This window comes from Sphingobacterium sp. UBA7625 (assembly GCF_002484085.1).
Lineage (GTDB): Bacteria > Bacteroidota > Bacteroidia > Sphingobacteriales > Sphingobacteriaceae > Sphingobacterium > Sphingobacterium athyrii.
The window spans coordinates 42,301-56,282 of the sequence record NZ_DLJD01000059.1 but is presented as its reverse complement, the minus strand read 5'-3'; the positions used below and the strand labels follow the sequence as shown (position 1 = coordinate 56,282).

General features: G+C 41.8%; 11 protein-coding genes. 5 read left to right on the top strand and 6 right to left on the bottom strand.

Annotated elements, in window-relative coordinates:
* Nucleotides 1–9: 9 nt before the first annotated feature.
* From B4G94_RS25535 to B4G94_RS25525, 3 genes are all read right to left on the bottom strand, one after another.
* Entirely contained in the window at nt 10–2,988 is a 2,979-nt protein-coding gene (locus tag B4G94_RS25535) for a SusC/RagA family TonB-linked outer membrane protein (RefSeq protein WP_286862949.1), read from the bottom strand.
* Nucleotides 2,989–3,312: 324 nt separating this feature from the next.
* On the bottom strand, nt 3,313–4,389 hold the full coding sequence (locus B4G94_RS25530; protein WP_286862948.1) for a histidine kinase: 1,077 nt from the start codon (nt 4,387–4,389) through the stop codon (nt 3,313–3,315).
* A gap of 4 nt (nt 4,390–4,393) precedes the next feature.
* Complete coding sequence (locus tag B4G94_RS25525) at nt 4,394–5,221, bottom strand: LytR/AlgR family response regulator transcription factor (protein ID WP_286862947.1); 828 nt, start codon at nt 5,219–5,221, stop codon at nt 4,394–4,396.
* A 139-nt stretch (nt 5,222–5,360) separates the two neighbouring features.
* Here B4G94_RS25525 and B4G94_RS25520 point away from each other — a divergent pair, with 139 nt between their 5' ends.
* The 5 genes from B4G94_RS25520 to B4G94_RS25500 all read left to right on the top strand — a co-directional run bounded on the left by B4G94_RS25520 (nt 5,361) and on the right by B4G94_RS25500 (nt 8,688).
* A complete protein-coding gene (locus tag B4G94_RS25520) occupies nt 5,361–5,573 on the top strand; it encodes a hypothetical protein (protein ID WP_286862946.1) in 213 nt (70 codons plus the stop codon).
* Nucleotides 5,574–5,595: 22 nt separating this feature from the next.
* The gene (locus tag B4G94_RS25515; protein ID WP_286862945.1) at nt 5,596–6,099 is read left to right on the top strand and encodes a hypothetical protein; all 504 of its coding nucleotides are present in this window, start codon (nt 5,596–5,598) and stop codon (nt 6,097–6,099) included.
* Nucleotides 6,100–6,103: 4 nt separating this feature from the next.
* Nucleotides 6,104–7,051, top strand: coding sequence for a hypothetical protein (locus B4G94_RS25510; RefSeq protein ID WP_286862944.1), 948 nt, complete (start codon nt 6,104–6,106; stop codon nt 7,049–7,051).
* 17 nt (nt 7,052–7,068) lie between these two features.
* Nucleotides 7,069–8,064 (top strand): helix-turn-helix transcriptional regulator, encoded by a 996-nt coding sequence (locus B4G94_RS25505; protein ID WP_286862943.1) that lies wholly within the window; start codon nt 7,069–7,071, stop codon nt 8,062–8,064.
* 195 nt (nt 8,065–8,259) lie between these two features.
* Nucleotides 8,260–8,688, top strand: coding sequence for a hypothetical protein (locus tag B4G94_RS25500; protein WP_286862942.1), 429 nt, complete (start codon nt 8,260–8,262; stop codon nt 8,686–8,688).
* Between the two features lie 101 nt (nt 8,689–8,789).
* Here B4G94_RS25500 and B4G94_RS25495 read toward each other — a convergent pair whose 3' ends face one another.
* Genes B4G94_RS25495 through B4G94_RS25485 form a run of 3 tightly spaced genes read right to left on the bottom strand, consistent with a single transcriptional unit; the run spans nt 8,790 to nt 13,979 of the window.
* Nucleotides 8,790–10,118, bottom strand: a complete 1,329-nt coding sequence (locus tag B4G94_RS25495; protein WP_286862941.1) for a RagB/SusD family nutrient uptake outer membrane protein — start codon at nt 10,116–10,118, stop codon at nt 8,790–8,792.
* Between the two features lie 49 nt (nt 10,119–10,167).
* The gene (locus B4G94_RS25490) at nt 10,168–13,347 is read right to left on the bottom strand and encodes a SusC/RagA family TonB-linked outer membrane protein (protein ID WP_286862940.1); all 3,180 of its coding nucleotides are present in this window, start codon (nt 13,345–13,347) and stop codon (nt 10,168–10,170) included.
* On the bottom strand, nt 13,344–13,979 hold the full coding sequence (locus B4G94_RS25485) for a TlpA family protein disulfide reductase (RefSeq protein WP_286862939.1): 636 nt from the start codon (nt 13,977–13,979) through the stop codon (nt 13,344–13,346). Before B4G94_RS25485 ends, B4G94_RS25490 begins: the two co-directional genes overlap by 4 nt.
* Nucleotides 13,980–13,982: the final 3 nt, after the last annotated feature.

Below are 13,982 nucleotides of genomic sequence, written 5' to 3'. Positions count from 1 at the left end.
TGCTAACAATTAAAAGTTTACTTGGAGTCCCATCATAAAAGTCCTTGTCTTGGGATAGACATTACGTTCTTCAAAGCCCGGTTCAAGTCCATTGATATTCACTTCCGGATCCAGTCCGCTGTAGTTTGTGAAGACGAAAAGATCGCGTGCCGTCGCATATATCCGCATCGATTTAAGCGGTTTGATCCAGTGCTGAGAGAAGCGATAGCCAATATTTAGCGCATCCACCTTGAGAAAGGTCCCTTTTTCCAGCCAATAGTCGCTCAGTTCCTTTTCTCCTTTTATATTTTTATGCTTGTCATAAGCCTCCTCTAGCACGTTCTGTCCTTTCACATTGGGAAGGCTGTAATACATATTGATCATATTAAAAACATCATGTCCGATCCAGCTACGCATATAGATACTGGCGTCCCAGTTTTTATAGGTAAACTGGTTATTCCAGGAAAGCTGAAGCGTAGGTATCGCATTACCCACAAAAGCCTTGTCTTCAATGGTTTTACTACGATCCCTCACATCAAACGCATTTCCCTCTTTGTCGTAGAGTTTCCAATAGCCATCATCAGTGAATCCAGCGAATTTCCAGATAAAAAATTGACCGATATCCTGACCGGGATACAATCTAACAGCCGAGCCCGGCGAACCCGGCGCTGGAAAATCTTTGCGGTCGGTAAATGTCTGGCTGCCCCATAAGGTATTTAGCCTACTTTTATTATGCGATCCAACGATGCTGGTGGTATAACTAAAATTGTCATTTTCGACAGCTTTGAAATTAAGTTCAAACTCATACCCTGTATTCTGCATACTCCCCACATTCATCGTCGTTTTATCATGGATAGCAGGCGGCTGCGAAACACTGATATCATAAATAAGATCATCTATCTTTCGTTTATAGACATCAAAGCGACCACTCAGACGGTTGTTCAGTACAGCAAAGTCCAATCCGATGTTATATTCTTTTTTTACTTCCCATTTGATGTCGGGATTTTGATTGTGCATCACACCATAGGTTTTGAACCATTTACCATCCTGGAGAAACCAGGTGTCAGCGCTATACATCCGCGTAGCTACTTTGGCATCAAAGCCCTCATTTCCTGTCTCGCCATAACCTGCACGTAATTTAAGGTCATTGATAAATTGGACATCCTTGAGGAAAGGCTCCTGCGATACGCGCCATCCCGCAGATAATCCGGGGAAAAATCCCCATCTATTTTTAGGAGCAAACTTACTCGAACCTTCGTAACGTGCCGTCGCTGTCAGGATATAGCGGTCGAGATAGGAATAGTTGACACGGCCAAAAAAGGCAGCAAGTTTGACCCATGGATTTTTCCATGACCCCAGCCCAGCACGTCCGTCAGAAAGGTAAGTTCCGCTATTCATATCGTGTTCATTAATACCATCGACAGGGAAGTCTGAATTCTCAGCCGAAAAACCCTGTCCATTAAAGTCCTGATAGCTATAGCCGATAACAGCATTAAGGGAATGCCTATCCCAACGGTTGGTATAGTTGGCTGTCCATTCAAAAACACGGTCATTAAATCTGCTGTAATATTGTTTGGCAAACCCATCCACATTATTCTCTCTCGAGATGCGGTGCTGTGCCGAGCGATAATAATTACCATGCTCCGTATTATTTTTTATGCCGATTGTCGCACTTGTAATCAGGTGTTCTGTCAGGTTCAATTTTAAGGTTGTATTGGCTAGCAGGTATTTAAACTGTTTTTGATCCGACCGCAAGCGTGCTTCGGCAACAGGGTTCCAGCTATCATAACCACCTTCCAGCACATTGTATCCGCTGACGTCATTGGCATCATAAGGTGTTTCGGTCGGGTTCATGACCAATGCCATATTGAAGATATCGTTGTTGTTAAAGATATCACCATTAGAACCGAAGGCTTTGACCTCATTATAACTTACATTGGTATTTAATTCGGCAAAGCCATCAAAAAATTTGAATGCACTATTGATACGGCCACCGATCTCATCTCTTTTGGATGTGATCGCCATACCCTTGGCGCCCCTTTTTGTAAATGTAGTATACACATTGGCATTCTCTGAGCCACCGCTGATATTGACCACCTGCCGATTGCTAAATGGATTATTGTTGGTCACCTCATCATACCAGTCTGTACGGTGCCCTAGGTCTTCTCCGAGACCATATTCGACAAATTTCTCTGCAGAAAGTACTTCTGGTCTTTTTCGTATGCTTTCGATAAAATATTCAGACGTAAAATTGACCTGAGCTTTACCGACCTGAGGACGTTTTGTGGTGATCAGGATGACCCCACCAGAGGCTCTTGTACCGTAGATGGCAGCAGCTGAGGCGTCGCGTAGCACGTTGATCGATTCGATATCTTCTTTGGCGACCGAATTGATATCCCCGCCCGGCACACCGTCAATAACGACCAATGGCCCTTGTGAAGCATTGACTGAATTGACCCCACGCAATTGCAGAGAAACGCCGGCATTGGGATCGGTGCCATTGGTAGAGACAACGCTCAGCCCAGGGACTTTGCCCTGAATGGCAAGCAGTGGCGAGACCGCTCCGGCTACCATGTCCTTTTGCTTGATGCTGGTGACCACACTGGTAACCTCCCTTTTCTCAAGCGAGCCATAACCGACTACGACAGCCTCGTCCAGACTCTGTGTATCAGCGTTTACCTGTATTGCCATCGTAGTACCGCCACTGTAGACAACTTCCTTGCTGGCGAATCCGATCATACGTACTACGAGGATATCGTTTTTTTTAACATTGGGCAGCGTAAATGCGCCATTGGCATCTGTGGATGTACTGACTGAAGCGCCCTTGACGGCAATCGTAGCGCCAGCAACAGGCTTCCCCTGTTCATCTTTGACAGTACCTTTTAGATTAGACTGTGCTTCCTGCGCATAAAGTGCAGTAGGCATAGCAAAAGTGGCTCCAGCAGCTAGACTACTACTGAATAACAATAATTTAGTAGCCACTTTAAAACTGTTGATTTTAAAATTCATGAACTAATGTTTATTAAAGGATATTGGTTTTATAAGAAGGCTTAGTAAAAAAGTACCTGTGGAGGTATTAGCGAATGCCCGTGGTGTCCCCAAAAACTGAAATAGTAATTCTCCCGATACTGCATATAATTGGTGTGATTGATTTTGCTAAAATTAAAATATTATGTCGCTTAAAATCAACTCTGAGACAATTTGATGCTATTTTGAGACAGATTGAAACGAACAGCCGGGTAGCCCCGATTGCAATTACATCTCACGGTCTGCCAAGCCCTGCGAAATAAAGGAAAATACCCACGGATGGTAAAGGTTTATAATTACCTTAAATTACGAATTTTTCTGCTCTATTTCAGCATTGGCAATGCTATACTGATAAAAAGAGACTGACACCATAAATACGGATGTATTATTAGACACCGTAAGGACGGCATGCTCCGGATCCAGTAACCGCAGCTGGCGCTCAATTCGCTGTAGCGTTGTATTGTGGCTGACCTTACCAGCAACCGCTATTGCTGCGATCCGGTTGGAAACCAGAACGGTCACCATATTATCTTGTGATTTGGTGGCCACTATTCGTATGGGATACTTCTTTATGGATGTCTCACCGTATTGCAATGCATTTTCGACCAGATTGAACAGGAGCATTTTGGGAATCCTATAAGCTCCGTCCGATATATCCTCCACTTGTAGCGAAATTGCATGTCCCTTTATAAATTCATACATACTTACCAATTTATTGACCATTTCCATTTCCCTCCTTAAGTCTAACCATGTATCATGATTATTCATATATACCTTTGCTATTTTACCTAGTATACCTACAGCGAGCAATGCATTTGCTGGTGATTTGCGGATCAAAGCCCGGATCGTAGCCATACTATTTGTTATAAAATGAGGATTGAGATCTTTTGTCAGGGCAATTAATTCCCAATTTATGGCTATATGTTCGATTTCATTCAGCCGCTGCTGCGCTTCTCGGTAGGCTAACCACTTATCAACACCAAACTGCCAGCTATACATAAAGAAAGCTACCAGTACGGGCGGAATGATTAAAAATATCACGGGCCAGAAATTTTCAATCTCCCATTTTCCCGGTGTCCATTTCAATGCACCCGTAGACAGGCTAATCAAGATTGGAATAGAACAAAAAAACAGAAAAAGCAGCATGACGAAAGTCATCAGCAGCCAGGCATTATACCTGGACCATATAAATAGTCTAGGGAGTATCAGATGCCTAACCACCACATATATAATACCGATAAGGCCCATGGCAGTCAATTGATCCCGCCAATCCTGAAATGCTGCCGGTATGATCAGGAAGATATAAGCCAGCGAAAAGACAATCGCAGCGCTCAGTACGATATTTTTGAGCCAAGTAAGCATGAATTGTTTTCTGGCAGGCATGACCTTACAATTTGTGGCTAATATCCATCAGCATCAATTTTCTTTTAAGTTCATCAGCACGTGATTTTGAAACAGGTTGAAATTTTGGTCCGACTTTGACTCCTTCCAGGCCCACTTTTTTAACATAGTTTAAATTAATGAATACAGACTGATCGACTCGGACAAATCTCGGATCTTGCTGGAGTAGATCATCCATGTCCATCATCCTTTTGTTGAGCACCCCCAGTAAGAGAAACTGATCATTTGGCCTAAGCGCGTAAAAATGAATGTAATTTCCCGTTTTCTCCAAATAAGCAATTTCCGCAAGTGCGACCGGGACTTTTGCATATTCCCTTTTGTTTTCCGGATGCTTCCGCATTGGGGGACCATTCTTTCGTGCAAGATGCAATTCGCTTTTTGGATCAACAAAATCCAGAAAGATCATCGGTTCGGGCTTGAGGTCGCGATCGGTGCTACTGACGGGGGCTTTACGTTGTAAATGCTTTACTAAGTCAAGCAGTTCATCCGCTTCAACAGGTTTTGACAAAAGACCATCAACATGCACTTTGTGTCCGTCTAGCGCATATTCTTTCGCAAAACCGGTGACGAAAACAAAGTGCGAACAATAATTACGGAGCCTCTTAATCGCATCCAAGCCCGAACAGTCCGGCATCTCAATATCACAAAATATAATATAAACTCTCTCGTCTGCATTTAGAAAATACACTTCAGCATCTCTTACCGAAGTAAATTTTCCTTTTATCTGAAATAAGCCAAGCTCTTCCAATACGGCGGCTGTATCCTCCAGCGCACCATATAGATCATCGATTATAACCACAGGAAATTTGCTCATAATAGGTTTATGTTGATTGATGACAAAAATAGTTATAGCCGTAAAATAAATAATTACAGCCGATATAAACAAATAGTTAACCCAAAGTTATCCCTTGATTTTACCAATTTAAAGAAATAAACAAAAAAATACTTACATCATGAAATCATTCAAGTTATCCTTTTATCTAGTTAGCGTTGGGCTGTTTTTTGCCATTGACCTTATCCCTACTTCCACCATGTCTATGCAGGACAGATCCAGCACAAATTACATACACCTGAACGCGGTGGGCAGTCCCATTCAAGATGGACTTTCTACCCGTTTATTTTTCCCCTCTTCGCCCAAAGAACAGTTTATAAAACAATTAAAATAGCAGTTACTCCCTACTTAAACCTATGTTAAGACTGATTTTTGCCCTAGGCTGTGCCATACATATCTGTATGGCATCAGCCTACAACCTACAGATCATTTTTAAACTTCCTGATCATTTGCCAGAAATATTCGGGTTCGCTTATCTATATCAGGACCTCGCAGGACTGAGTGGAGGCTATACTTTCTATGGTCCCAGTGTAGGCATGCAGATACAGCTTGAATATATCCAATATCAAAACGGCAACGCAACGCTGCTGAGCGAACCGCGCATACACAGTACCACCGGAATGCTCCGGTTCAACAGTTACCTGCAATTGGGTTCATCATTCGTTGATAGCAGTCAGTCTTATCTACAGGATCAGGCGCGTACATCAATCAGCAATCTAACAGGCGGTCTGTCCGATATTATGGCTGCCGACAGCATTTCATGTCGTTTAATAACGAAATATATACCAGCATTAGTCCAAAAAGGTGAGCCGCACCTTTCATCCCAGTACATTATTCTTTTTGAGTATATCAAAAATTAAAGTTATGAACAAGGAAGAACAGCTAAGCGCCGATACGATCCTAACTATTATGTCTAGGGGACTGGGGCTGCTGCTGTCCATAGAAATGTGGCGGTTATGGCCAGACCTCAGTATGCTATTTGGCCAGGGTACATTCCTTGACGAGGAGAGCATTTCATCGCAGCAAAGGCCAGATACACTATCCATCCACACCCTGATTGCCAATTTACCGGAATACACACTAGCCAGCCTAGAATGGATCCATTTCTTTGGCCTGCTATACATCATCTGTGGGTTAGCCTTGTTTTTTGACCACTATCGCAAAGTCGCCATGCTGGGGCTCATAATATTGCATTATCTTTTTTTTATCGCCAACTATACCTGGAGCTACGGAGCAGATTATCTCGCCCAGACAGGTTTGTTTACCGGTTTCATATGCTGTTGTTTCGGAAGTCGTGGACTACCTCATCAAAGATGGGCCAGACTTGGGGCCACAGTATTTCGGTTGCAGCTTACTGTCGTGTATTTCTTTGCCGGTTTGGGTAAAGCCATTGGCCCCACTTGGTGGAATGGCGAAGCCGTCTGGAAAGCCATACAGCAACCCCTGAGCCCAGCATTGTTTACTATTCCCCAATCCGCTCAGCAGTTTGCAACCATGTGGGCCGGACTAGGAATTGCCACATTGCTTTTAGAATTGGGATATGGATTGCTATGGATCAACCGCCGAGTCCGTTTCTATATCAGTACCGGCATTATTTTAATGCATCTGGGTATCGCACTGACCATGGGGTTGATCCATTTTTCCTGTCTGATGATCTGGTACAACCTCTGTGCCTGGGATCATCCCCTTTTACATCGCATTGCCAAGCCAATAATAAAACCTCTTGAGACCACCGAGCCAACGTTACAGGTGCGAATGGCGACAGCGGATCTCGATACAAGGGAAGGAGGTAATAACAAACACGTTAAATAACCAAAAGCCAATTATTTATGAAAAAAACTTTCCATTTTAAGCTTCCGGAGGTCGGCACATTTTCTGATCAGACGAAGGCCTTTTTGCCCAAGCTGCCAGATTCCGAGCTACAGCGTTATGAAGATACAGGTATCCAGCTTATAGAAGAATACATGGACTACCATAGTGTTATATTCTATCGGTTGCAGGCCCATGTGCAAGTACCCAACAGGCTATCCATCGAAACGTGTAAAGCAGATTACCACCTGCTGTACAATCTCCATTCGCCTACCGCGATCCTACTTGAGCAAGCATCAGGCAACAGCCAGGCAGCGCTTCCCTCCGCATGCGCCAGCTATATCTATATTCCCAATGGGGCGCTTCATACCGACCTAGTCCCCGGCGAGTATCTGGTATATGGCGTTTTGGTCGACATAGGCTACATTCGGCCCGTCCTATACCAGGAGCGCCATTTTTTATCAGAATTCAGATCCGCCCATTTACGGGATAAAGATCGGTTTTATCAGAGTGCCATCTGGCCTATCAAAGAGCGGACCCGCTATCAACTTGCCCAGATTGAAACGCGTTTTTTCAAGTATCATAAGGATAACGAAGCCCTGGCGGTCAAGCTCGTCTATGACCTATACGATATTGCCATTTACAAAAATTTTGAGGGGCATGAAAAGATCAATCCGGATGAGCTGCTGGCCGAACGCGCCCTACGGATGATCAGCGATCAGGTACTGCAGACCTTTAGTTGCTGTTCGATCCGCGACATTGCCGATGCACTGGAGACGGACATCAGTAAACTGGGCAAAGTCTACAAGTCGACGTACGGTGAAACGCCAAAGCAGACCTGGAATAAGCTCTCGATCCAAAAGGCCAAAGATTTGTTGCTCATGGGGTATTCTGTCAAAGAGGTTTCCAATTATTGTGGCTATGGACATCAGCAAAATTTCTCGACTTTTTTCCAAAAGCATACAGGAGTCGCTCCGGGGGACTACGGTACCGATAAAAATGAGGGCGACCGATAGCTATTGATCGAAAAATCATACAATGGCCTACCGAAAAGCCATACATCTATGGAAGATTGCTGCGGTAACTTTGGTATAAGATAACAGATCGGCTGGGCTCGGGTAGTATCAGTCGGTCACTAGGGAACAACTCCACGGCCGATTCAGGAGGATAATAAGGATAGGTAAATTTTTTAAAATTATAAACATAGAAACATGAACAAAGTAGTAAAAAGAATCATCGGCACCATGAGCATTGGTGTTATGACATTAGGAATTTCGTTGGGTGCAAATGCCCAAAGTATTAAAAATGAAAAAGAGGTAAAGGCTGAGAAGGAAGTTAAGACCAGTAAAGAAACGAAGGTTGTACGTGCAAATCAGACATGGTATTTTACAGGGTCTTCGAGCGATAATCCGACAACTCCAAGTCTTTATACGACAACTCCGCATTCCGATGGCTGCCCCACTCCATTACAGCGAATTTGTACTATTGAGGCTCCAGATAATGGCAGTGGACAGCCGGATATGTCAGCTCCGGTGTTGCCAGGTAAAACAGTTGCTGATCAAATCAACGATGCTAAGAACTCTCTAAACACATCAAGTCCACAAACAAATGAAACCGTTAGCAGTTTCCGAAAAAATTAAATGCCAAACAAATAGGGCTATCCACCTTGGACGGCCCTATTCTATTTTAGATGCATTTTTCAGCCCGCACATTCAGTCTACTTCAACCATTGACATTATCTTTATCTCAGGTTCTGAGGAATCTGGCTTTGTAGAATAACTTCTTGAGGTATGGGGAGACAAAACCTAGGATCATTAGCAGGTAATACAAAAAGTTTCATCTCCCCATTAACGAGCAAATCGCGCTTCAAGGCTATCCCCCTATTATCCAAGGCATTTAATCGTCTAATATCCATCCATCTCACCCCTCTCATCAGCATCTCTTTCCTCCTTTCATCCAAAATAAAAGTTAACAGTATATTTTTGTGACTTTCCAAATGAATACCATATGATTTATCCTTCCAGCGATTTGACAGCAGCTGATCCAAATAGTTTGCCGCTTCTTCCATTGCGCCTCTCCTGGCCAAGCATTCTGCTTTAGTCAGATAAAGCTCTGGCGTAGCAAAACCTCCAAAGTAAGATACCGCGGTATTGGCATAATATCCTCTGAATGATATTTGGTTTGATGAATTCACCGAAAAAAACAATGATTTCCTTAAGTCTAAGGCATCGTACATGGCATACAAGTCATTGCTTATAAAGGAATAATCAGGATAAATCAATTGATAGCTTTGTCCAGTTTCGGCATAATATATAAGCTCAGGATTCTTAGTATTAAATGGCTGCGCGCTCTCAGCGGCTACAGTTTTGTAATCCAAAAGATCGTCCGTAATTCTCAGGGCTTTATCAGTAAATGACTCTGCCGAAAGGTAATCACCCATCGCCAGATAAGTTCGCGCCAAGGCCATAAAAGCCGCAGCTTTGCTTGGTCTTGATATGAATTTGCTTCTGTTATCCAGATTATCTGCTGCTTTTTTAAGGTCATCAATAATTTGCTGATAGGTATCATTAAGATTACTACGCTGGATTTTTTCTGCCAAGTCTGCTTCAAATTTTAAGGGCAGGCCAAGTTCCTGTTTTGCCGTAAGCGAATTATAGGGTTGACAAAAAATCTGGGCAAGTAAAAACAGTTGATATCCTCTTATGAAGTGTGCTTCACCATACAGTTCTTGATAAAGTTGCGGGTTAGTATTTGGCACTCTATCTAAGGCATTCAACACTGCATTCGCCATCATAATCGCTTTATATGGCGTGATCCACGATGCCAAATCCGTTGCATTCAAATCTGCGCTCCAAATATAGATCTCCTGCAAATATGGAGGGACGACACCATATTGGTCAGCGGAGACATAATAATCATCTGTCCCTGTTTCCAATAGTCCAGGGAGGTTTCTATTGAGATCACCTTCATTGTCAAGCAGCGCTCTCAGGTCATTTAATGTTTCGGCGACCGAAACCGAATAGTCAGCTTTTTCTTCTAAATATTTACCGCATGATATTGTGCATAGCATACATACACTACAAAGAAGTAATCGAGAAATGTAAAATGATTTTTTCATATTAAAATTGCATATTTAATCCAACAGAATATGTTCTGGCAGGAGGCATAAATGAATAGTCTGGATCCAAAGGAGTATTCGCTTTTTTCCAGAGGATGCCGAGATTATAAGCATTCAGATTCAAGCGCATATTTTTGAGATAACGTATATTTTTAATTTTTAAATCATAGCTAAACTGCACATCCTGTAAGCGGATTAAATCACCTCTCAAAATATTCGGTTCAGCATTGGCATAAAAACTATCACGCGAAGAATTAGCCGGATAGATCAAGGATGGAACAGTAGTCTTCAATTCGTCACCAGGCTGCTGCCATCTCAATTCATAATCAGCATGAGTTGCCCAAGAATTAAAAAGATTAGCATACATTATCGTAGATTTCTGAAAATAATGTCCTCCTTTATACAGAATGTTAAATGAGAATCCAAAATCTTTGTATTGCAATGCGTGTCTAAATGAACCATAAAATATGGGTAATCCCGTGCCATAATAACGTAGTTCCTGATTAGGTACGTTTAATAATTTGCTATAATCTTTCGAAGTCTCATTATCCAATATTCCAAGAGGATCACCTGTCAGCACATCTAGACCTTCAAATTTATAGGCAAAAACAGGGTACAGGCTATATCCCTCCATAGGGCGATTTGTTGTTCCTGTATTCGATACGAGAGCAGGCGAAGTATACTTGCCGCCATTGTATGCATCTACGTTATTCTTATTATATGAAAAGAGGAATTGTCCGTTCCATTTAAAATCACCATGTGAAATCTGGCTACCCAACTGAAAATCGACACCTTTAGAACTCAATTTACCAACATTCCTTTCTAAATTTGTAAAACCATGCGTTGGGTCGATATTATCTGCAGCAAGTAAATCTGTTGAGACCTTCTTATAATAATCGAAGGAAAACGTCAACTTTTGTTTCCACAGCGAGAAAGAGAGCCCGTAATTTGTCTGTTGCACCTGCTCCCATTTTAGCTTCGAATTCGCCAATGAACTGACGCGAGCATAGGGCTGATTAGCAATCCAGTATGAAACTGCCTTTGCATTAGAAATTAACGGATAAAGAGCAGTATTACCTCCAACATTTCCGCCAAAACCATAGGTGAATGACACTTTCATGTTATCCAGAAAAGTTAAATCCGCCAAAAAATGCTCTTTGTTTACCAGCCATGCACCTCCAACAGACCATAACGGATTCCATCGGTTATTGGTTTGTTTACCAAAATTATTAGACGCATCCTGTCTGGCTGAAGCACTAAAGATATAGCGATCCATCAAGGTATAGGCTCCATTAAAATACAAGGAAATAAAACGATTGTTTCTTTTACTAAATTGGTCGAGATAAGGAATATTTTGTAAGCCAAAATAATTCCGATAAGTCTGCAGTGAATTCGAATAGTTAACGGAGCGTGATAACTGTGTATTCGGATCAAAACCATATACACGCGAACCTTTGGTATTGGCCAATCGATCAGAAAGCTCTCCGCCTAATAGAAACACCAGGTCATGCAGCCCCCATTTCTTGGAATAGTCGACTTGTACCCTTGCCTTATGGCTAGTCATCTGGCCAATATTAAAATCGACAATTTGTCCTTTAGGCAGATTATTTATCAACTTTCCTGCGTCTTGAACCGTAAATTTATTATACAGATCTCTAAAATAATACGCGTTTTCTTTATAGATCGTTTTATTATCGGCCGTTTCATTCTCATAATTATATAATGCCGAAAGCCTCCATCCATTTCCTATTATATAATTAAACTGCATATCAAATGCCATATATTTAGCATCTCTGTCCACCTGAATAGCATCTGCTTCCTGCAAAGGCCTGAAAGTCCAATCCAAGAGGTTTCCATTGCCTACAGTGTCGAGAAATACGGGATTATATTGATAAGCAATCGGCAGCGCTTTGCCATCATCGGTAAACAATGAAGCATAAGGATACAAATTTGATTTTCCACCGGAGATGCTAATCGGGTAGCTAGGATTATAGCCCCGATTCTTTCCTAAGGTTTTGGTATAAGTAAGACCAGGCGTGATATTGAGCTTTTCCCCTATTTTAAACTGGGTACTCCAGCGCAAATTCAATTGATCTGTCTGGTTCCCCTTAGCTGCTGGAAGAGTCCTTTTATATCCCAATGCTATTCGAGTCAATGCTTTTTCAGTTCCAAAACTATAGCCCATATTCAATTGATTATTCACTGCCATGCGATAGAAGCCATCCAGCAACTGATCTCTATAATCTGTCTTTCGATATTGATCAATGGCTTTGGAAGCCTCTTCCTGAGATATTTCGCCTTTAGCAACACGATTTAACAATAATACAACAGGAGAGAACACAATATTCCTGTTATTTACATTTTGAAGTGATGCTTTATAAAAGCCTTTTTCAAACAACATCATTTCGACATCAATAAAATCACTGCTATTCATCGTTGGTTGATAGGCAACATCTGGTTTTTGTGTAAGCGAATAATCCCATGATACATCCAACTTATTGGCAATGTTTGGCTTTTTGAGATTAATCACAATGACACCATTACCAGCTCTTGCCCCATAAATAGAGGTTGCAGCAGCATCTTTCAAAATGGAAATTGATGCTACTTCATTTGGGTTTATACTGTTAATATCACCTTCAAAAGGAAAATTATCTACGACAATCAATGGTTTGGACAATATTGAACTGAACGAACTCAATCCGCGGATATTGAGCTGTGCGTTTCCCGACCTATTGTCATACTGAAGGCCGGTCGCAAGTCCTTCCATTTGCTGCAATATATTCCAGGAAGTTCTCTTTGTCAGTAGTTCCCTATCCAACTGCACGATACTGCCGGTAGCGCGTTCTTTTGGCAACCATTGATAGCCCGTATTGACCAATACTTCTTGCAGCACATTTGTCTTATTCTTTAATTTAAACTTCGTACTAACATCAATTTTATAAATGACCGTGTCAAGAAGCTGGTATGATTGATGTTTAATCACAATTGATACAGGAAGACCATTAACAGGTATACTGAATTGACCATATTGATCCGAACTCGTTATTGAATTATTTTGTTTTGCTAAAATGGTTGCATTGGGAATCGCATTTCCCGTTTCGTCGCTAATAATTCCCTTAAGAATGTCCTGCGCACTTGCCCCCAATGGCAAGCAAAACAACAATACGAAATACCATTTCATAATCGTTCTCCTTCCTCTTTAGATGAAATAGGAAAGCGGGCATCCAATAGGTTCATTCCAGTTATTGTACGTATTGCTCCCTCCTCGTTAATCCACACATACATAGGGTATGCAAATGAATCAAACAGATCATACAGGTAGCTATCATAAATAATAGATTCAAATTCGTCCATTCCAAAATCCCTGTATCTCTCCATTCTATGGAATTTTTTGAACGCTTCGATATTGTCCCAGTTTGGAAGGTTATTGACCATTATTACGTTTAGACGATCTTTGTATCTTTTTTTCGCTTTTGCGATTTCCTTCTGATCAAGTAAGCAGCTCCTGCAGCCTAAGTACCAAAAATCCAACACTAATATTTTACCCTTATATTTTTCTAGCGTTGCTGAGACAGTATCTCCATTACGAAAGAAGAGATGTTTCCGAGACCAAAAGTCCTTAGGCACATCATTGCCTACACGCAGTACCTCTTTTTTAGGCTTAAACCCATTGGCCCCGCTGTCCTGGCGGGGCGTCTGGGCAGATAAACTAAACATAGAAACTAAAAATAGTATCAATAAAATCAATACTTTTATTGTAAATCTGAATATTTCCCCATCAAACAGGGAAATCTGTAAAATTCTATTTTTCATAAT